At 53.4% G+C, this 20,413-nt stretch carries 16 protein-coding genes and 3 tRNA genes; 5 read left to right on the forward strand and 14 right to left on the reverse strand.

The window, feature by feature from the left end; all coding sequences use genetic code 11:
- Positions 1-173: 173 nt before the first annotated feature.
- From rpoC to dcd, 5 genes are all read right to left on the reverse strand, one after another.
- Positions 174-4,022, reverse strand: a complete 3,849-nt coding sequence (gene rpoC / locus FBF24_02315) for a DNA-directed RNA polymerase subunit beta' (GenBank protein QCT40717.1) — start codon at positions 4,020-4,022, stop codon at positions 174-176.
- A gap of 1 nt (position 4,023) precedes the next feature.
- Positions 4,024-7,392 carry a DNA-directed RNA polymerase subunit beta gene (locus FBF24_02320; protein ID QCT40718.1) on the reverse strand — a complete coding sequence of 1,123 codons (3,369 nt, stop codon included), beginning with the start codon at positions 7,390-7,392 and terminating at the stop codon, positions 4,024-4,026.
- 170 nt (positions 7,393-7,562) lie between these two features.
- Complete coding sequence (locus FBF24_02325; protein ID QCT40719.1) at positions 7,563-8,225, reverse strand: hypothetical protein; 663 nt, start codon at positions 8,223-8,225, stop codon at positions 7,563-7,565.
- Positions 8,226-8,249: 24 nt separating this feature from the next.
- Entirely contained in the window at positions 8,250-8,897 is a 648-nt protein-coding gene (gene tmk / locus FBF24_02330) for a dTMP kinase (protein QCT40720.1), read from the reverse strand.
- Entirely contained in the window at positions 8,894-9,613 is a 720-nt protein-coding gene (gene dcd, locus FBF24_02335; GenBank protein QCT40721.1) for a dCTP deaminase, read from the reverse strand. Before dcd ends, tmk begins: the two co-directional genes overlap by 4 nt.
- A 113-nt stretch (positions 9,614-9,726) precedes the next feature.
- Between dcd and FBF24_02340 the strand changes: the two genes are divergently transcribed.
- A complete protein-coding gene (locus FBF24_02340; GenBank protein ID QCT40722.1) occupies positions 9,727-10,230 on the forward strand; it encodes a dihydrofolate reductase in 504 nt (167 codons plus the stop codon).
- Between the two features lie 7 nt (positions 10,231-10,237).
- On the opposite strand, the gene FBF24_02345 is transcribed toward FBF24_02340, so the two are convergent.
- The 6 genes from FBF24_02345 to FBF24_02370 all read right to left on the reverse strand — a co-directional run bounded on the left by FBF24_02345 (position 10,238) and on the right by FBF24_02370 (position 16,689).
- Positions 10,238-11,176 (reverse strand): thymidylate synthase, encoded by a 939-nt coding sequence (locus FBF24_02345; GenBank protein ID QCT40723.1) that lies wholly within the window; start codon positions 11,174-11,176, stop codon positions 10,238-10,240.
- 132 nt (positions 11,177-11,308) lie between these two features.
- The gene (locus FBF24_02350) at positions 11,309-11,908 is read right to left on the reverse strand and encodes an ATP-dependent Clp protease proteolytic subunit (GenBank protein QCT40724.1); all 600 of its coding nucleotides are present in this window, start codon (positions 11,906-11,908) and stop codon (positions 11,309-11,311) included.
- Positions 11,909-11,963: 55 nt separating this feature from the next.
- Positions 11,964-13,343: a twin-arginine translocation signal domain-containing protein gene (locus FBF24_02355; GenBank protein ID QCT40725.1), complete on the reverse strand. Its 1,380-nt coding sequence runs from the start codon at positions 13,341-13,343 to the stop codon at positions 11,964-11,966.
- A 98-nt stretch (positions 13,344-13,441) separates the two neighbouring features.
- The gene (gene tig / locus FBF24_02360; GenBank protein QCT40726.1) at positions 13,442-14,728 is read right to left on the reverse strand and encodes a trigger factor; all 1,287 of its coding nucleotides are present in this window, start codon (positions 14,726-14,728) and stop codon (positions 13,442-13,444) included.
- 26 nt (positions 14,729-14,754) lie between these two features.
- A complete protein-coding gene (locus tag FBF24_02365; GenBank protein ID QCT40727.1) occupies positions 14,755-16,092 on the reverse strand; it encodes a histidine--tRNA ligase in 1,338 nt (445 codons plus the stop codon).
- A 69-nt stretch (positions 16,093-16,161) separates the two neighbouring features.
- Complete coding sequence (locus FBF24_02370) at positions 16,162-16,689, reverse strand: RNA methyltransferase (protein QCT40728.1); 528 nt, start codon at positions 16,687-16,689, stop codon at positions 16,162-16,164.
- A 277-nt stretch (positions 16,690-16,966) separates the two neighbouring features.
- Between FBF24_02370 and FBF24_02375 the strand changes: the two genes are divergently transcribed.
- Entirely contained in the window at positions 16,967-17,284 is a 318-nt protein-coding gene (locus FBF24_02375; GenBank protein ID QCT40729.1) for a hypothetical protein, read from the forward strand.
- Between the two features lie 175 nt (positions 17,285-17,459).
- Here the strand turns inward: FBF24_02375 and FBF24_02380 are convergent.
- Positions 17,460-17,546: transfer RNA gene (locus FBF24_02380), tRNA-Leu, on the reverse strand.
- 60 nt (positions 17,547-17,606) lie between these two features.
- Positions 17,607-19,211 carry an FAD-binding oxidoreductase gene (locus tag FBF24_02385; protein ID QCT40730.1) on the reverse strand — a complete coding sequence of 535 codons (1,605 nt, stop codon included), beginning with the start codon at positions 19,209-19,211 and terminating at the stop codon, positions 17,607-17,609.
- A gap of 139 nt (positions 19,212-19,350) precedes the next feature.
- On the opposite strand from FBF24_02385, the gene FBF24_02390 reads away from it, so the two are divergent.
- The 3 genes from FBF24_02390 to FBF24_02400 all read left to right on the forward strand — a co-directional run bounded on the left by FBF24_02390 (position 19,351) and on the right by FBF24_02400 (position 19,850).
- Positions 19,351-19,435 (forward strand) — tRNA-Leu (locus FBF24_02390).
- A 15-nt stretch (positions 19,436-19,450) separates the two neighbouring features.
- A tRNA-Val gene (locus FBF24_02395) sits at positions 19,451-19,527 on the forward strand.
- Between the two features lie 17 nt (positions 19,528-19,544).
- Positions 19,545-19,850, forward strand: coding sequence for a hypothetical protein (locus FBF24_02400; GenBank protein QCT40731.1), 306 nt, complete (start codon positions 19,545-19,547; stop codon positions 19,848-19,850).
- A gap of 5 nt (positions 19,851-19,855) precedes the next feature.
- On the opposite strand, the gene FBF24_02405 is transcribed toward FBF24_02400, so the two are convergent.
- A complete protein-coding gene (locus FBF24_02405; GenBank protein ID QCT40732.1) occupies positions 19,856-20,137 on the reverse strand; it encodes a hypothetical protein in 282 nt (93 codons plus the stop codon).
- Positions 20,138-20,413 lie beyond the last annotated feature (276 nt).

The following is a 20,413-nucleotide window of genomic DNA, read 5'->3' on the forward strand; positions in this document are numbered from 1 at the left end:
TTCTCCTATATTTTTAATAAAATAGTCTACCTATGATAATGCCCACACATTTTATGATTATACATACTTATTGTATTATCGTCAATCTATATAACTAGCCTATCGCTACTGAATACAGCAAAAACCGCCCCGTACCCATCGGAGCGGTTTTCTGAGAAAGGAAGCTAGTTGGCTTATACGGCTACAGCTAATTCCTCTTCCTGACTGTCTGCGAACTCATCCTCGCTTGGCTCGTCGGTTTCCGTTTCTTCAACGACACCAGTTCCCACTGGGATCTTGCGGCCGATGATGACGTTTTCCTTGAGGCCATGCAAGTGGTCAGCGCGACCCGAGACAGCAGCGTTGATCAGCACGCGAGTGGTGTCCTGGAAGGACGCAGCAGATAACCACGAGTCGCTCCAGATGGACACCTTGGTGATACCGAGCAACAGCTGAGTGTAACTGATGAGATTTTTACCCTCAGCAGCCAGTTGCTTGTTGGTGTTCACCACCGCAGCCTTGGAGACGATGTCGCCAGTCACAAAGTCGCTATCACCCGCATCTTCAATCTGGACGCGGCTGAACATCTGGCGGACAATGATCTCCAGGTGCTTGTCGGCCACGTCTTGGCCCTGAGCGGCGTAAATGCGCAGCACTTCGTTGATGATGTAGCGCTGCGTAGCTTCGACTCCCTTGAGGCGCATCAAGTCATGCAGGTTCAATGAACCAGCCGTCAAGCGGTCACCAGCCTCGACAACGTCATTGGCTTTTACGACCAACTGCATGGTGCCTGGGATTTCGTAGCGAGCCGGCGCGCCAGCTTCAGCGGCGATCACCAAGGTGTCTTCTGCCGCTTCAACCACGCCGTCAAATGGTGCGACCAGTGGACGAGTGTCATCTTCGCCAGTTGCTAGCACGTCGCCAGCCTTGACACTTGAACCGGATTTGACCACGATGGTTCGGCCGTCTAGCGGCAAGCGCTCAACTTTGCCCGATTCTGGAGTGACTTGGACGATGTACTTCTTGCCATCTTCCCAAACGTCAACTAACCCGGCAATTTCCGTAACAAACGCCTGACCCTTTGGTGTGCGCGCCTCAAACAATTCCTCAACACGCGGCAGACCCTGGGTGATGTCGCCACCAGCCACACCAGAGTTGTGGAAGGTACGCAAGGTCAGCTGAGTACCTGGCTCACCGACTGACTGAGCAGCGATGACACCGACTGGCTGATGATTACCAACCAATTTACCAGTTGACATGTCAACACCGTAGCTGCGCTGCGGAATACCGTTGAGGTTGTTGGTTGACAAGACTGACTGGATCTTGACGCTTTGGACGCTTTCATCATCATCAATTGAGTCAGCGATTTCCCGGGTGATCAATTCGTCCTTGTTGACGTGACCTGGAATTGTCTCGGCAGCGTACCGGCCAGCCAAGCGGTTCGAGAAGTCAATCATCGTTTCCTCAGTTTCTGAGCGGTAGATCGCGTAACCTTCGTCGTCACCTTCAACGTCCTCAACCGTGAAGACGTCCTGCGCCACGTCGACCAAACGTCGCGTCAGGTAACCCGAGTCAGCAGTCTTGAGCGCGGTATCGATCAGACCCTTACGCGCACCACGGGTCGCCACGAAGGCCTCCAGGCTGGACAAACCGCCGGTGTACGAACTACGGATTGGCAGCTCAATTTCGCGGTTAGCGGCGTCGACCTGAATACCAATCATGGCGCTAGCGAGCTTGACGTTCGAGATATCACCACGAGCACCAGAGTTGACCATCATCGAGATACTGGTGTCCATGTGGGCCAGCTGATCCTGGAGGAAGGCTGTGATCTTATTGTCCACATTTCGCCAAGCATTCACCGTCAAGTTGTAACGCTCGTCCTCGGTGATCAGACCTTGGTCGAACTGCTCGGAAATCAAGGCCGCCTTGGCGTCGCCCTCGGCCACGAACTCAGCGATCTCGTCAAAGTGCACGTAGTCGGTCATACCAGTTGACACGGCCGCAGTCGTGGCGAAGCGGAAAGCTTGGCCCTTCATACGGTCAGCAATCTTGGCAGTTTCCTCGGCACCGTACTTGTTGAAGATCTGTGCCAATACCTTCTTCAGCTGCTTCTTGGTCTGAACATTGTTATCATATGGGAAGTCCTCTGGCAGGATCTCGTTAAAGAAGACCCGGCCCAAGGTCGTCTGACGCAGCTTGCCCTTGGCATAGATGCGAATTGGCGTTTGCAGCTGGATAGCACCCTTGTCGTACGCCAGCTCTGCCTCGTAGACCGAGCTGAACGCCTTGACATTATCAGTCTGCGCCTGCGGCTTGTCGTAGGTCAGGTAGTAATTACCGAGCACGATGTCCTGCGAGATGTGCAGCACCGGCGCACCGTCGGCAGGCTTCAACAGGTTGTTGGTGGCGCTCATCAGCTCGCGCGCCTCGGCCTGCGCTTCCTTGGAAAGCGGCAGGTGGACGGCCATCTGGTCACCGTCAAAGTCGGCGTTAAAACCAGCACAGACCAGCGGATGGAGCTGAATGGCTTTACCTTCGACGAGAACTGGCTGGAAGGATTGAATTGACAAGCGGTGCAAGCTCGGTGCGCGGTTGAGCAGCACGTACTTGCCCTTGATCGCCTCGTCAAGCGCATCCCATACAACCGCTTCACCCGACTCGATCAAGCGAGTTGCCGAGCGAATGTTGTGGGCAAATTCACCCTTGATCAGCCAGCTGATGACGAACGGCTTGAATAGTTCGAGCGCCATTTGCTTTGGCAAACCGCACTGATTGATCTTTAATTTTGGACCAACGACGATGACCGAGCGACCAGAGTAATCGACGCGTTTACCGAGCAGGTTCTGGCGGAAGCGGCCTTGCTTGCCCTTGAGCATATCACTGATTGACTTGAGGCGACGGCGGCTGCCAGTCGAGCTGACCGCCCGACCACCGCGCGCCGCTGCGTTGTCGATCAGGGCATCGACGGCCTCTTGCAGCATGCGTCGCTCATTGCGCTGAATCACTTCTGGCGCATTGAGCTCGACCAGCTTCTTCAGGCGATTGTTGCGGTTGATGATGCGGCGATACAGATCGTTCAAATCAGACGTTGCAAACCGACCACCACTGAGAGCGACCATTGGACGGAGGTCTGGTGGGATGACTGGCAGTACCGTCAGGCAGAGGCTGGATGGCTTGATGCCGGCAGCCTGCATGCTCTCGAGCATCTTCAGGCGCTTGAGTAGTTTCTTCTCGCGCTGACCCTTGGCGTGTTCGGCTTCCTCGCTCAGCTGGGCGATCAGTTCTGACGGATCAATTTCATCCAGCAGTGCCTTGAGCGCGCTGGCACCCATGCCGACCTCGATCAGCTCGTCGTACTCCTCTGGCAAGTTGCGATAATCTGTCTCCGAGATCAGCGCACCCTTGACGAGGCCCTCGAGCTGTGACTTCTTCGTCGTGTACTTGTCGTTAAGCTCGTCAACCTCACGGCTCTGTTCCTTCGCTAGCTGCTTGATGTCAGCGCCGTCAGCTTCCGCGAGCTGCTCGTAGCGCATCTTGATCGCCATCCGACCAGCTTCAGTCTCGGCCTCCAGATCCGCCAGGTATTGGTCGCGGGTGACTTCATCAACCTTGAGAATGACATAGGTCGCAAAGTAGGCGATCCGCTCCAAGCTACGAACCGTCATGCCGAGCAATTGACTCATGGCGCTCGGCGTACCGCGCATAAACCAGATGTGCGCCACTGGCGCGGCCAGTTGAATGTGGCCCATGCGCTCGCGGCGGACAATTGATTTGGTGACTAGTTCGCCGTTTTTATCAACCGCGGCCTCGCGTGAACGCACGCCCTTGAGCTTGGAATCATGCGGGTTGATGTCCTTGACCGGACCGAAAATCCGCTCGCAGAACAAGCCGTCGCGCTCTGGCTTTTGGGTGCGATAATTGATCGTCTCTGGCTTGAGAACCTCGCCATGACTCCACTTTAGGATGTCCTCGGCGCTGGCCACCGCTAGGCGTACCGCATCAAAATCGCTAATTCCGGTCGCGTTAAATGAATATTGCGCCATCTTACGCCTCCTCCTTTATTTCTTCTACTTCGTCAATATCTTGTACGCTCATGCCGACCTCGATGTCGCCGATGTCGTCCGATTCGTCTAAGTAAACTTGGTCGTCGTCATCGTCGTCGCTTACGGCTTGTGGCACGGTCTTATCAGCTGGACCACTGGAGGCGATAACATGTTCAGCGTCAACCACGCCACCCTCATCAAGCAGGTCAACCCGAAGGCCCAAGCCCTGCAGTTCCTTGACGAGCACGTTGAAGGATTCTGGCAGTTTCGGCCCGACGATTGGCTCGTCCTTGATGATGGATTCGTAGGCCTTAGCACGACCATAGACGTCGTCAGACTTGATGGTTAGCATTTCCTGCAAGGTTGCCGCAGCGCCGTAGGCTTCCAGTGCCCAGACCTCCATCTCACCGAAGCGCTGACCACCGTTCTGCGCCTTACCGCCGAGCGGCTGCTGGGTGACCATGGTGTACGGGCCAGTTGAGCGGGCGTGAATCTTGTCAGACACCATGTGGTGCAATTTGATCATGTGCATGACGCCGACTGTGGTGCGCTCTTCAAAGGCTTCACCAGTGCGGCCGTCGAATAGTTGTGATTTACCATCACGCGCCAGTCCTGCTTTTTCTAGTTCATCAGAAATTGTGGCTGATGGTACACCGTCAAACGACGGCGTTGCCACGCGGTAGCCCAACGCTCGTGCTGCCATACCGAGGTGCGTTTCAAACAGCTGACCGAGGTTCATACGGCTCGGCACACCCAGCGGGTTCAAGATCACGTCAACTGGCGTACCGTCTTCCATGAATGGCATATCCTCGACCGGCAGTACCCGCGCGACCACGCCCTTGTTACCGAAGCGACCAGCCATCTTGTCACCGACACCGATCTTGCGCATCTGCGCCACAAAGATTTGGATTTGCATCAACACGCCGGCCTTGAGCTCGTGGCCATTCTCGCGGCTAAAGATCTTGACACCGACAACCTTGCCGCCGCCAGCATTGTTCATCCGCTGCGAGGTGTCGCGCACGTCCTTGGCTTTTTCACCAAAGATGGCGCGAAGCAGACGCTCCTCAGAGCTGAGTTCCTGCTCACCCTTTGGTGTAATCTTACCGACCAAGACGTCACCGGCCTTGACCTCAGAACCGATTTGCACGATACCGTTTTCGTCGAGGTGGCGTAGACTGTCTTCTGACACATTCGGAATATCGCGGGTGACGATCTCTGGGCCGAGCTTGGTCTCGCGAACCTCCACGTTATAATCCTTGATGTTAATACTGGTCAAGCGATCGTCCTCCACCAAGCGGCGGCTAAGGATAATCGCGTCCTCCATGTTGTAGCCGCCCCACGGCATAAAGGCCACCGTCAGGTTTCGTCCCAGCGCGATCTCGCCCTCGGCAATCGACGCACCCTCGACGAGGATGTCGCCTTGCTTGACCGTGTCGCCACGGGCTACGCGAACCTTTTGGTTGTAGCAGCGATCGTCATTGTTCTTGACGAAGTGACGCAGTGCGTAGACCTTGACGCCATCAGCATACTTAACATGAATTTCATCAGCATCAGCCCGCACCACTTCGCCATCAGCCTCGGCCTGGATCAAGTGACCGCTATTCTCGGCCACCGCCTGCTCAATGCCAGTACCAACAACCGCTGGCTCTGGCGTGAGCAGCGGCACTGCTTGGCGCTGCATGTTCGAGCCAGTCAAGGCGCGGTCAACGCGGGTTTTCTCGATAAATGGCACCAGCGCCGCCGTCGAGCCGAGGATCTGCTTGTGAGCAGCGTCCATAAAGGTAACTTCTTCGACGTCGACCTGACCTGGCTGGAGGAATTTGCGGGCGCTGACACGGCTGTCGGTGAATGACTTGTCATCATTCAAGCGCGCCCCAGCATCAGCGATAACTTCGCTGGCTTCCTGAGCGGCGTCCAGATAGACCACTTCATCAGTCACCCGACCATCGGTGACGCGCAGGTACGGCGTCTCGATAAAGCCATACTCATTGACCCGCGCGTAGGTAGCGAGGTTCAGCACCAGGCCAACGTTGGCACCTTCTGGCGTCTCCACCGAACAGATGCGGCCGTAGTGCGTTGGGTGCGCGTCACGAACGTCAAAACCAGCGCGCTCACGACTCAAACCACCAGGACCCATTGAGCTCAAGCGGCGCTTGTGGCTGAGCTCGGACAGTGGATTGACCTCATCGAGGAGCTGACTCAGCTGCGAGCTAGTAAAGAACTCGCGCACCGCTGCCACCACTGGGCGAGCATTGATCAATTGGCTCGGCGTGACGTTCTCCATATCAGCCACACTCATCCGGTCCATGGCGTTGCGCTGCATCCTGAGCATACCAACGCGGAACTGACGGGCAATCAGCTCGCCGACCAGCTTGACGCGGCGATTACTCAGGGCATCGATGTCATCAGCTGGCTCTTGGGTGTTGTTGAGGCGAATAATCTCGCGGATGATGGCCACCAGGTCGCTCATCTGGAAGATACGATTCTCGGCCGTGTTAGCAACGTCTAGACCCAGGCGCTGGTTCATCTTGTACCGACCGACCCGGCTATAATCAAATCGCTTGAAATCAAAGAACATTCGCTCAATCATCTGGCGCGCATTGTCAACCGTCGCCAGATCGCCCGGCCGCAGGCGACGATAGACTTCGATCAGTGCTTCATTGGCGCCACGAGTTGTGTCTTTATCCAAAGTTTCTTGGATGTAGCTGGTCTCGCCCGTGTCAATGTCGGCAAACAGTTCGCGAATTTCTGACGTCTTTGGATGACCCAAAGCCCGCAGCAAGGTCGTCACTGGCAATTTGCGTCGGCGGTCAATCTTGACATAAATCGTGCCATTAGTCGCCGTTTCAAACTCCAGCCAGGCACCGCGACCCGGGATCATCTTGGCGCCGTAGTAATTACGACCAGCTACCGTGTCAGCAGTAAAGAACACACCGGCCGAGCGGATCAGTTGGCTAACTACCACACGCTCCGTACCGTTGATGATAAAGGTACCGCGCTCGGTCATCCATGGATAATCGCCGAGGTAGATTTCCTGTTCCTTGACTTCGCCCGTGACCTTGTTGGTCAGTTCGACGGTTGCATGCAGCGGCGCTTCAAACGTCAAATTGTTTTCCTTGGCGAACTGGTCGGTGGTCTTTGGCTCGTCAAAATGATACCTGCCGAACCGCAGTGCCAACTTCTGACCAGTATAGTCGTCAATTGGGTTAATTTCTGAAAAGATTTCGCTCAAACCATCCTCGACGAACCAGCGCCACGAGTCCTCTTGGTGAGCGATGAGATTTGGCATGGCGATGGCACTGTCTGTTCCAGTGAAAAAGACGCGCGCGCCACGAGTGGTCTGTTGAGCCACAGGCGTTACTCCTCGCATTGATTATAATTGGTGATCACGGCCGGAAGATCTCTTAGTCTCAGCACGAGCCCGAGGTTTGCCCGCCCATCAAGCTCGCCCCTCGCTAAAACTACACTACTTCACTGTGACACATTATGACGCATAGGACGACGAATTGCAAGAGAAAAATAATGAAAAATTGACTGTCGTTAAGCAGCGGCTAGTTCTAAACGAAGGCACACTTCACCCAGTAATCTAGCCTCACGCTCACCGTCAGTGATCGTCGCTAACCACTCCCAGCTTCCATCGGTTTGAAGTTGCGCCGTGTGTAGTCGATAATTACCAGCGATACCGCCAACCGAGTCATGTTTGACAATACGACTAACTTGGTGATTTTGTGGATTAATATCTTTGACGTGACCCGGTAGCAATAGAGCCTGCTCGTCAATATACATACCAAGATATGTTGGCCGATTATTTGGCCCAGTCTCATGATTAAGTACCGCATTTACCAGTCCCCGAAACAGATCCCAGCGTTTCATATTTCTAGCCCCATACCGCTCGAGATATATCAGATTATTATCCTGTACATCCGGAATATCTGAGGCCAAGCCTAAGGCGTCGATTCGACCTACACTTGCTGCCGCCTTGATTGACGCATCTGCGAGCGCAACATAGATACCACCCTCGGCAAGATCGGCTTGCCTCCGAAGTACTTCGGGCGTAAACTGTTCAGATTGATACAATCGCCTTGTCTCGCAAGCGCTGATATCTGGCTTCACATGTACGAGAGACTCAACCCACAAGTGGCGTAGCTCATCACACAATGAATCGGTAATATCACCACCACTTAATCGAACTGTCTCAATCATATCCTCTCCTATTTATGAAATATACTACAAATATCGAGTAATGCTGTCAAGGATCCGCGCGTGCACTTCCTCTGGGGTTCCGGCAGCTGACAATAGCGGGATATTTCGCTCGGCGGCGATGGCTTCATAGGCGTGGTTAACCCTGTCCTGAAACGACTGCTCACGCGACTCAAATGTATCAGGCTGAGCGATGCGCCCACGCCCTGCGATGCGCTGCTGGCGCTGGGCGTCACTGAGTGTCAAGACCACCATCGCGTCCGGCTGCAGGTATCGCTCATCGGTAAATAACTTCGTCATCCGTATAATCTCCTCCGCATCCAGCCCGTCGCCATAGCCCTGATAAGCCAGTGTCGAAACATAATTACGCGCGCTGAGAACAATCTCGCCACGCTGCAGAGCTGGCTGAATCTTTTCGCGCCACAACTCGCGCCGCGCCGCCGAGAACAACGCTAGGTTAATTTCACTGGAACGTACTAGGTCGCCATTCTTAACGATGCGCCTCAGTTCATTGGCTACCGGCGTCGACTTTTCTGGATCGTCGCTGCCTGGTTCTTCAACCACGCACACGACGCGGCCGCGCGCCCGGAAATAATCCGCCAGCATGGCTACTTGCGTTGACTTGCCCGTGCCGTCGTTGCCTTCGATGACGATGTATCGACCGGGACAACTCATTTGACACCCTCGCCTAGGCCATTAATAATCGCCGGTGCATGACGCCGATCCTTGAACGCTCGCGGCAGCATCGTTTCCGGCCGCCAACTACGGATAAGCTCGGTGAGGTCGTCGGTGTGCTGGTACTTGCCGCTCATGCCGCCACGCCCGTCAGCGTAGCCGCCATCCACCGGCCCGGTATGGTGGAAAATTAATTGCCCGATGCGCTCGCCAACTGGCAGTACCACGCTTTCGTGTTTGTTCAAATTGTAGATCTCGAGTGTAATCCGATTAATATAACCGGGGTCGATCCAACCCGCGTCAAAACACACCGCCACGCCGTTACGACCCCACGAACTGCGGCTTTTCACCTCAGCCGCGCCGCCATGCGCCCGAATGCCCACGAACTCATGGGTATGCGCCAAAATCCGCTCGCCAGGACGCAGTACAATGATCGGATGCTCATCCGGAATATTACGAAACCGCGTAAAGCCGTTATGTTCGCACCACTCGGCGTGCGGTATCGCCATCAGCGGCCCCTTGAAATACCGCGCCACCTCCGCTTCGTCAAATGGATTATAGACGCTTGACTGATCGTCAAATTCCTGTTTATAAAAATAATGCCCCAGCGTAAAATCCAGGCTCGCTTCGGACACATTGTCCGGAGTAAACGGCGTACAGACAATCGTTCCCTCTTCGATCGCTGCCAAAATTTCCCGGTTTGAATACACGCTCATGCCGCGCCTCCTCTTGTTTATCTTACCTCACTCCCCCGAGTAATTCTATTATGACAACATTTACTCGCTCGGGCAAGCTTTTCGTAAATTTTACATCATGCTAGACTGGGGTTATGGAGAAAGCCATCATCGTTGCTTATGATGTCAACCGCGCCATTGGCCGGGGCGGCGATTTGCCGTGGGGTCGCAGCCTACCGGCGGATCTAGCGAATTTCAAGCGGCTGACCAAAGGTAGCGACGTCATCATGGGCCGAAAAACCTTTGAGTCGATTGGCTGTCGTCCGCTGCCGGAGCGCGAGAACATCGTTATTTCCTCGCAGCCAACCGGCGTCAAAGGCATCCTCACCGCAGTGAATTTAGAAGGTGCCCTGGCCCTAGCTCGTTACAAAACCTTCATCATCGGCGGCGCACGGGTCTATAGTGGTGCGCTGGAAATCCCAGCAATTGACACCATTTACGCCACCGAGGTTAATGCTGCATTCTCAGACACTGACACCTTTTTCCCAGAGCTGGACATGACTGTTTGGGAAGAGACTGACCGCACCCGCTGCCCAGCAGATGAAGCCAATGCCTACGCTTTTGACTTTGTAATTTACCAGCGAAAACCTGTGATATGACAGTGTCTTACACTGCAATCGGTGCCTTAATGGGTGGATGGTGCTCATAATTCTCCAGACGAATATCATCAATCGTGAAATCGTCGATATTCTCAATATCTGGATTCAGCCACAGTTTCGGCAGTGGTAGCGGACGGCGCGACAACTGCTCATCGACCTGCGCGCGGTGATTATTGTAAATATGCGCGCTATTCAGGGTGTGGATGAATTCGCCGGGCTGTTTATCAGTTACCTGGGCGATCATTGATAGCAGCAGGGAGTAGCTGGCAATGTTAAACGGTACGCCGAGGAACATGTCCGCCGAACGCTGGGTCAGCGCCAAATCCAGCCTATCTTTCTCGCCGTCCCCGCCCGGCCGCACATTAAACTGGAACATGGTGTGGCACGGCGGCAGTCCACCTGACTGTACGATATCGTCAATTTCCGCCACATTCCAGGCGCTAACGATATTACGCCGCGATGTTGGATTGTTTTTTATCATGTCGATGGCGTTTTGGATTTGGTCAATCGTCCCGCCTTTACCATCAGGCCATTTGCGCCACTGCACGCCGTAGACTGGGCCCAAATTACCCCACTTCTCAGCAAAGGCGTGATCAGTCGCGATTTTACCGATAAACACTTTCATACCAGCGCGCCATTCCTCGCCATTGATCTCCGGAATGCTCTGACCGGTTTTCTCCAAATAATTCTTATACGGCCACTCATCCCAGATATGCACGCCGTTTTGCACCAGATACTCAATATTACCGGTGCCTTTGAGAAACCACAACAGTTCGTGCGCCACGCTGTAAAAATACAATTTCTTGGTGGTCATGGCTGGAAAGCCGTCCGCCAGATCATACCGCGTTTGCACACCAAACACTTCCGTCGTGCCGGTGCCGGTGCGGTCGCCTTTTTTCACGCCATTATCACGGACATGCCGTAGGACGTCTAAATATTGCCTCATACTTTCCTCCTTGCCTCTCCTCAATTATGGCAAGATTCCACCGTAACCACAAGCAAAACCAGCGGTAGTTTTGACAACGCTACGGCCGTGTTCGATATATGTATGGCTCACGGGCACGAGACTTCTTGCGGTCTAGGCTAACTGGCTCAGCACCTTATCCACCAGCCCATACCGTACTGCTTCCTGAGGGCTCATCCAGTAATCACGCTCCATGTCAGCCTTGACCTTAGAGAGCTTCTGGCCGGTGTTTTTGGCCATGATTTTCGCCAGCATTTCCTTCACTTCCAGCGTTTCTTTCAGGTCAATTTCCATATCGGTCACCTTACCGCGCGTGCCGCTTGACGGCTGATGGATCATTACCTTGGCGTGCGGCAAGCAAAACCGCTTGCCTTTGGCGCCCGAACTGAGCAGAAATGCACCCATGCTGGCCTGTAAACCAATGCCATACGTCGCCACGTCCGGCTTGATAAAATTCATGGTGTCATATATCGCCATGCCATCATAGACACTGCCGCCCGGACTGTTGATGTAGAGCGAAATGTCTGCCCCCGGGTCAACGTACGCCAGGTGTAATAGCTGCGCCACCACGCTGTTGGCAGTATGCTCGTTAACCTCCTCGCCGAGGAAAATAATCCGCTCATTGAGCAGCCGTGAATAGATATCAAACGCCCGCTCGCCGTCGGCTGACTTTTCGATGACGGTGGGGATGAGATACGATGTTGTCTTCTTCATACACAGTTATTATATAAGCTTAGCTCGCCGCTGTAAAGAATAGCCTGTCAATCCATTATATATTGAGACTTTTTAGCAGCCGCTCTTGCCCCGCACGTATTAGCTCCTGAGCCTCCTCTGTATGGAGCGGCACTAAGCGGACGTAGACCTGGCCCGATTGCTGTCCAGCGGCGACCAATATACCGAGCTGTTCATCAATATACGCAACGTGTTCAAAGCTATTCTCGCCATATTTAATACTCTCATCCCATATACTTGGATTTAATATGGCGCTATCACGCCCTCCTGACCATGTCGCAAAGACACCCATCCGGTCAATAGGGTTACTCCACTGCTTTGAGCGGACTATTGGGCCAATGAAAAGTGTATCTGCCTCCGGAGCTATTTGGCGTAGTATATGATCCTCTGGGATGTCTATAGTAATACCGGTTCGGTCAGGCCCGCCGTAGCTAATGGGTATCTGGCCTGTGCCCATCGACGGCATTGTGATATGGCGAATTGACAGCGTTGGATCGAGAAAGGCAAGCTCAGGGGAAGAGAACATTGGTATCGTTGGATCTACCATGGAATCAAATAATGCACTATTTCCCATGACGCTATATCGTGAAGCATAGGGATTTGGTTTTCCATTGTCATCCTTCTCCAGACCATACCCCGCAGCGATAATGTCCTGAATAGGAGCAACGTGAGGACTATGGCGCCAATCTTTTACCTCCTTGTCACCATCTTGCCTTACCCACGACTGCAGGGCCCAGGCGTGACCAAGACCGCGCTTGACACCCTCTGGAGCAAGCATATGTCCTAATTCGTGTGCAATCGTACCAATGGACACGCCACCCACATCGCGCACAAGCGCAACTGGAGGGTGTTTATCGTCATACACGGTTAGACCAGCGTAGTAGTCCTCTTCTGTATCAGCAGAATCGACGATAACCAGTGCCATATCACCTTCTTCAGGAGCATGAGCCTGGCCAATCAGTTGAAGCAGACGCTGACTATAGGCAGGTTGTTTACCATCCTCAGTTATTCGTGTTGTATCAGGCGAGTGACCATCCCGCGTGAACCGCACATTAAGGTATAGATGGCTAGTCGTTAGCGCGATACGCCCAAGAGCATCTCGTACCCCAGAGCTAATTTTTTCAATGCCTTGATGCGGCTCGGCGTTTTCTGGCAATAATTGCACGACGACAACACTTAGCGAGCCCGGCGGCGGAGCTTTTCGCTCGTTATTGTGCTGTATCGGTATATTTTGACCTTGTTCTGATCCTAGGTTTTTTATAGCCTCACCGATAATAGTTCCAGCGCCCAAGCATCCAGCACCAAGCGCCATACCTCCCAAAAAACTGCGACGGCTAACCTTCTCGCCGCTCCCATTTTTCTCTTGGGGGTGCCCAGACTCCAACTCTGGACGCTCAGACTTTGAGGATTCACACATATTTTGCCATTATACCAGCTAATTGTAGGTTTGTCAATAAAACAGGGGCGACCCTTTTGCCATCCCCTGCTTCAGATTATTTTATTGCTATGTCGTCGCTATTTACTATTCAGCTCGACCAGCTTGTCGATCGTCTTGTCGGTGATCATCCGGTTGGCGATGTCACGGTGGACGTTTGGATCATCGAACCGGGCGGCCAGCTTGGCATCCTTGCCGTATTGCTGCTTGAAGGTGGAAATTTGTGCATCAAGCTCCTCGCGGCTAACCTCTACACCCAGCTCCTTTGATAGCTCAGCTAGCACCAGGCCAGCCTTGACCCGCTTTTCGGCCGCCGGGCGAGCCTCTTTTTTCTGCCAATCGGCTTTATCTTTGAAGCCTTGCGCCTTTAGGTACGAGTCCGTCGTCAGGCCGCGATATGACAAATTCTGCATCAGATCTTGTTCAATTGACCGCAGCTGATCGTCGATCAATAGCTCTGGCAGCGCCACCTTGGAGCTATCTGCCAGTTCTGCCACCAGCTCATCCTTGAGTTTCTCCTTGGCCTCGCGCTCTTTTTGCGCAGTGATTTCGCGCTTGATGTCGGCCTTCAGCTCTTTGATGTCGGTGAATGGGCCACACTTGGCGGCAAATTCATCATTGAGCTCCGGTAGCTTCAGCTCATTTACTTTGTGCAGCGTCACGCTAAACACCACCTTGGCGCCAGCCAGATTTTCAGCATGGTAATCCTTCGGAAATTCAAGGTCAAGATCAAATGTCTCGCCGACCTTGTGGCCAACCACGCCCTCTTCAAAGCCGGGGATAAACTGACCACCGCCCAGCTTCAGGGCAAAATCCTTGGCCGAACCGCCGTCAAACGCCACGCCGTCTTTCTTGCCAACAAAGTCGATGATCACCTCATCACCTTCTCGAGCCGCACGCTCGACCTCGGTTTTATCGACGAAATTCTGTTGCATCCGTTCGATAATTTCATCAACGTCTTTGGCCTCAACCTTGACGGCCTGAGGCTTGGCCTTGAGCTTTTTGTAATCGCCTAACTTGACCGGCGGCACAACGGTCGCCTCGGCGGTAAACTCAACTTCTTGATTGGGGACAAATTTCTTGACCTCAACGCTCGGCCGCTCCAGCGCCTGTAATTTCTCGTTCATAAAGGCCTCAGCCACCGCTTTGGACAGGGCGTTGTCTAGCACCTGCTCCTGGAGTGCCATTGGATTGACGTGCTTGGCAGCCACGCTGATCGGCACTTTGCCCTTACGAAATCCCGGCACCTTGAGGTCGCGCGCCATCTTGGTCAGCGCCACCTGCTCAGCCGCATTCAGCTCGTCCGCCCCCAGCGTAATTGTCAAACAAACGTTAGTATCTGATAGTTTCTTTACAGTAGTCTTCATAACTACCTATTATAACAGGGGTAGTACTAAATCTCAAACGCCGCGTCATCATCGCCGTCGTAGCGCCGATCTTTGACCACGCTGATCATGCGCTCGAGGCTGACTTTTTGCTCGGTTGACTCGATGAGGTTTTTGATCGTGTAGACACCCGAAGCGACCTCTTCTTCGCCGACAAACGCCACAAATGGGATATTCTTTTTGAGTGCGGTTTTCAGCTGCTTGTCTAACTTGCGCCCGCTGAAATCTAACTCGGCCCGCACCCCCTCGCTCCGCAGCGTCCGCGCCAAAGTATCTGCACCACCTAGCGATGCCGCGTCCACCGCGACGATGTACACATCGGTATGCGTCGTTAGTTTTGGTAGTAACTCGTGCACCTCAAGGAACTGCTGCATCGTCGTCGCACCGAGCCCCACGCCGACCGTAGCGACCGGCTCGACACCAAACAGCCCGACCAGCCCATCATAGCGCCCGCCGCCGAATAACGCTCGATTATTCTCCGGCGAATTATCAAAAAACTCAAACACCGTACCGGTATAATAATCCAGCCCGCGCATCAGCGTCACGTCGAACATCGCATTGCCGATGCCTTTCTGACACAGCAGGGTCATCACCTGACGAAGCTGTTGGACGCTCGGACTATCCGCTAGCTCCTCCGGCAGATCGTCGACACTGCGCATGCTAATCAGCTGCGCCAACTTTGGTAGGCCCGCCTTAGCCTCCTCCGAGCCAAAAATCTCTATGGCTTGCTCACGGAAAGCTTCTGGCGAAATCTTATTCTTTCGATCAAGCAGCCGCGTCATCATCTGGGCGCCGATCACATCAAGGCCGAGAAACCCGCTCATCAACTGATTGATCAACTGGCGATTATTGACCCGCACCGTAAACATGTCTTCGCGCGCACCAAAGTTCATGATGCTATGGTAGCCAAACTCGATAATCTCCGCGTCCGCCCACGGCCCTTCCGCACCAAACAGGTCGGCGTTCAATTGCCAAAACTCGCGCTCCCGTCCGCGCTGTGGCCGTTCGTAGCGCATAAAATTAGCGATAGAATATAGCCGGGCCGGCATGGCTAGTTCCTGACGCCGACTGGCCACCATACGGGAAATCGACGGCGTCATCTCTGGGCGAATTGCTACCTGTCGACCGCCGCGATCGGTGAACAAGTACGTCTGCTCGCCCGCTAACTCCTGCCCCGACTTGGCGGTATAAATATCCAGCGGCTCAAGCAAGGGCGCACCGTACTCCTCATACCCAAAACTCTGCGCCGTGGCGTGCCACACCTTGAAAATATAGTTTTGCAGGCGCTTATCCTCCGGGAAATAATCGCGCGCGCCCTTGTAACTCTGAGTTGATAAATTGCTCATGGTTGCTTTTATTGTGGCACAATGGGGCAAATTTTTCAATAATAAAGGCGGGTGAGGGGTTGAAGCATATCAACCGAGCACATGTTGTTGCAGCCAGCAATACATCGCCACGGTGGCTGCTGCGCCGACATTGATGGAGCGGGTCGAGCCGAACTGTTCAATGGCAATAATTTTATCTGCCGCCTGCGCCATCTCCTCGGAAATTCCCGGCCCTTCCTGACCAAACACTAGCACCGCGCGCTCTGGTAAATTCGTCTCCGACATATTGACGCTACCTGGGATATTATCAATCGCAATAATTTCTCTGTCTTCAGTCCGCATTAACTCGACAAACTCTGCCGTCGAACCGACATAATGCACGTGTAAATATTTATCCGTCATCATGGCGCCGCGCTTATTCCATTGCCGCCTGCCAATCACATAAATCTGCCGTACGCCAAACGCATTGGCGCTCCTGACAATCGTCCCCATATTAAAATCCCGCTCGGTGTTCTCCAGAGCAATCACCAAGCCGTGGTCCTTGGCGTCTAGCTCCTTTACAATCTCCGCCTCGCTGCGACCTTTGAATTTGTCAATCACATTTCGTGTGTCTTGCATCTCTGTTATTTTAGCAAATGGGGATGAAAAAACAGAAAAACTTGACAAAAATCATTGACATTTTTTCATATAAGTGATATATATATCAGCTTTTGTTGACATAAATTTGACTTATTGTCCAAAGGCGTTCATTGACAAGCAGACGACACAAGGTGAGATTTTGCTTCTTTTATGGTAAGAGGCGCGAAACCTCATCTTGTGTGTTATAGGATTGCACACGTCCATTTATTGGATGGCATGTCGCCAAAGATGCGGAGAAAGAGCTACCATGACTCACATGGTTAACATCGAAGGTATTTCACTGGCAGAAGTTCTCGCGAGGCTTTTTAACAATTCCAGGCCCGTTGGTATGGGTATCTTCGCAGCTGCGCATGGCCCTCGAGAATTGAGCGTCGAGATGGCGCAGTCGATCATCGACGAAAAAAAGAGGAGGGGTGGGAATATCTCCTTCGACTACCTCTTCGGGAGACCGTTGAAGGTGCTCCTCTCAACCGACCGAGAGCTGGACCCCCGGCTCTACGATCGGGACAACGGAGGCCCGGGGACGGCGGCGCGGCTCATTAGTGAGTTGCACAGGGCCAAAGGCCTGACTTAGTACCAGGCCAAGCATGACAAGTGAGCGGCGGAACACACGTTGTCTCACCTAAGACAACCCTATCCCGTCTGCTTGTCATGCTTACCATATATCTGCATAATACCCCGAGGAGACATCCTCAGTTTTTATAGTCAAACAATATAAAACGATGAGCGCTGACTCATCGTATGATTTCTGGTGCGGATGAAAGGACTTGAACCTTCACGTACTTGCGTACACTAGCACCTGAAGCTAGCGCGTCTACCAATTCCGCCACATCCGCGTGACTACCGAGTATTATACACGACCGGCCGCTCCTCCGCAAGGAGATTTCCCAGCCGTTTCAGCCCGCCAGCCGGCACCAAGCATTTAATTCTTCTGCCAGTTGTTTCATCGGCACAGCAGTCTTGATACCCGGCGCGAGGATGCCTTTTGGATCAAAGATATGCTTGATTTTTGCATACAGGTCACGCTCCTCGGGCGTCAGTGTTGGCTGAACAAATGCCGCCTTGAGCCGGCCCTCGCCGCCAAATCCCGCGAACGACCCTTCGTGGCTAGTCACGATCCGCATCATGTCCGAGCAGAGTTTGAGGATACGTTGGCGGTCACTGACCTTTTTGCTCGAGAACACCGGATAACTATTGATCATGCCAGTCGTCGCGTCGATAAACAGCGGCATGGCCACGCTGTATTCTTTTTCAAGCGCGCGCATCGACTTGATAAAGCCGTCCAGCTGCACGCCCGGCAGCCACATCCCAGAGAATACCTGCGGCATGACACCGTGCTCATCCGTTGGATGCTCCGCCAAGGTCAGCACTGAATGTAGCGTAAACGCTTCTTTCATTTCCACGTCGCGTAGCTCAACCTGCACAGCCGTGCCACCGCGAAGCGCACGTAGTAACTTCTTGGCAGCCTTGCTACGCGCGCGGTCCGAAAACGCGTGAAAGAGCGCCACTACCACGCCACCGCGATAGCATTCTTTTGGCGCCCATGCTAGTTTTTTACCCTGGGCTGCCGCCCGCGAGAAGAGCCGCCCGTCGATCAGCTCGACGGTCGAGGCGCCCGCTTGCAGCGCCGTGTCGACCGCCGCCTGCGCTGCATTCATTGAACTATACGCGGCACTTACCACGGCTAGTTCCGGATGGATGAAGTCAGCTTTCATGATCAGTTCACCGATGATACCGAGGCTGCCTTGAGCGCCGACAAATAGCGGCGTGAGGTCAAACGAGCCATCGCGCTGCCGCACCTGAGCGATGCTCGAAAAGCCGGCCATCTCTGGCGCGCCAGCATCAATCCGAGCGATCAGCGCTTCATTATCGGTTATCAAATTATCCAGCTGACGGTATAATTCGCCCTCAAATGTCGCCAGACCCTTCTTCTTGCTCAGTTCGCGCTTTGACAGCCGACCGGTCTGCACGATATCGCCGCTTGACAAGACAACTTCCATCTGGTGAATCGACTGGCTCAATAGACCATACGCCGAGGACAGCATGCCAGCCGCTTCAGTACTAATCGCGCCACCAATCGTGCCATCCTCACCCGTCAATGAAATCTCTGGTAGCCCCAAACCCTTATGCGTTGACAGCACTGCCTGCGCCGCCCTATGAGAAATACCCGACTGGAGGTGAATCAGCTGCTGCTTAGCATCAATTCCGACGACATTATGCATGTGTGCCGCCATGTCAATGGCGATGCCACGCCCAATCGCCGCGCCCGTACTATCCGTGCCGCATCCGCGCGCATACACCGGCAAGACGTGACCCTTCTCCGCCAACTGCGAACAAAACCGCAAAACCTTGCGCACATCACTCGTGTCCGCCACTCGTGCGATCAACTCCGGCTGCCGCGCCAGCACGCTGCCGTCCCGCTGCGCATCCGCCAAAGCACCGTCATGCGTCACCACTTCACCCGTCAGATGTTCATTCAAATATGTCGCAACCTTATTCATAGTCCCCCTTTTTCTGTTAATTTCATGATAGCACGGTCAAGGTGGGGCGTAAAGTGTATTGCCCGGTCGCAGCGGGTCGTGTATAATTGAGGGGTAGATGCGCCTGAAAGTACCGTGCGCATCTTTGACAGTTAGCTATGCGGATGTGGTGGAATTGGTAGACACGCATGCCTTAGGAGCATGTGCCTCACGGCGTGAAGGTTCAAGTCCTTTCATCCGCACCAGGGTTTTATTTTTACGGGAAATTAGCTCAGTTGGCTAGAGCGCACGATTCACATTCGTGAGGTCACAGGTTCGAGCCCTGTATTTCCCACCATTCGGCACTAGATTCATATGAAATGGAGATTATTCAACAGAAAAAAACGAGACGAGGAAGTTCCTTGGAGGCCGGATGGCGGTGTCGAAACCTACGTCCACTCAGGGCTCACGGAACCCGAAGGCTTTAGGGCGTCTGACATATTTATGGGTGTTCCCGACCCGCGAACTATCGAGGTGTATAAGATCCTTAAGGGAACATATGAGGCTGAGCAAGCAGCCAACGGCGATCCTGATGCTATCCGCGAAATACGCAAAAGAGGAACTGCTGCTTTTATGGCTCTGGGAGGGTTTGAAATGGAGGAGGATAATGATGAGAAATAAAACCGTTAATCTTCTTCAGATTCAAGCAATTCCAGTCGAATATCTGGGACATGAATTAGTGCAGAACCACCTTCATATATTGCAAATGGTGTACCGATAATAAGAGGTTTCTCGTATAGCTCCTGCGATTTACTGCGTTCATCGTCTAGGTCATCATACAACGACACCAGCAAGTCATTGATCCGTTCTTTTTCGCTTGATGCACCTGAAAAAACTTTGTCAAGCCGATCCTCAAGGACAACGAGATATGTCAGCGCGTGAGTTTGCGCAATAATTCTCTTGTCCAAATCGGTGCTATCAATGTGACGGAGAACGATATCGACCCCTTCTACAGTGTATCCAGTAGTCCTCTAGCTTCACTCCAGTTCTCAAAGATTTCCTCAAAGCGGGGTTGGAGTGAAGTCGGGGCTAACCTGTCTCCGGGCCTTCTAAACGGAACATCTGTGGTAATTACTCTATTTTTTGATTTATTGAACAAGAAAGCTCCTACTCGCTTCACGAATCTCTGACATGCCGCGTTTTAATCCTTTCTTTAGAATGCTCGTGTAAGCCCCACCTAGCCA

The sequence above is a fragment of the Candidatus Saccharibacteria bacterium oral taxon 488 genome (assembly GCA_005697215.1).
In the GTDB taxonomy this organism is placed as follows: Bacteria; Patescibacteriota; Saccharimonadia; order Saccharimonadales; family Saccharimonadaceae; genus Nanosynbacter.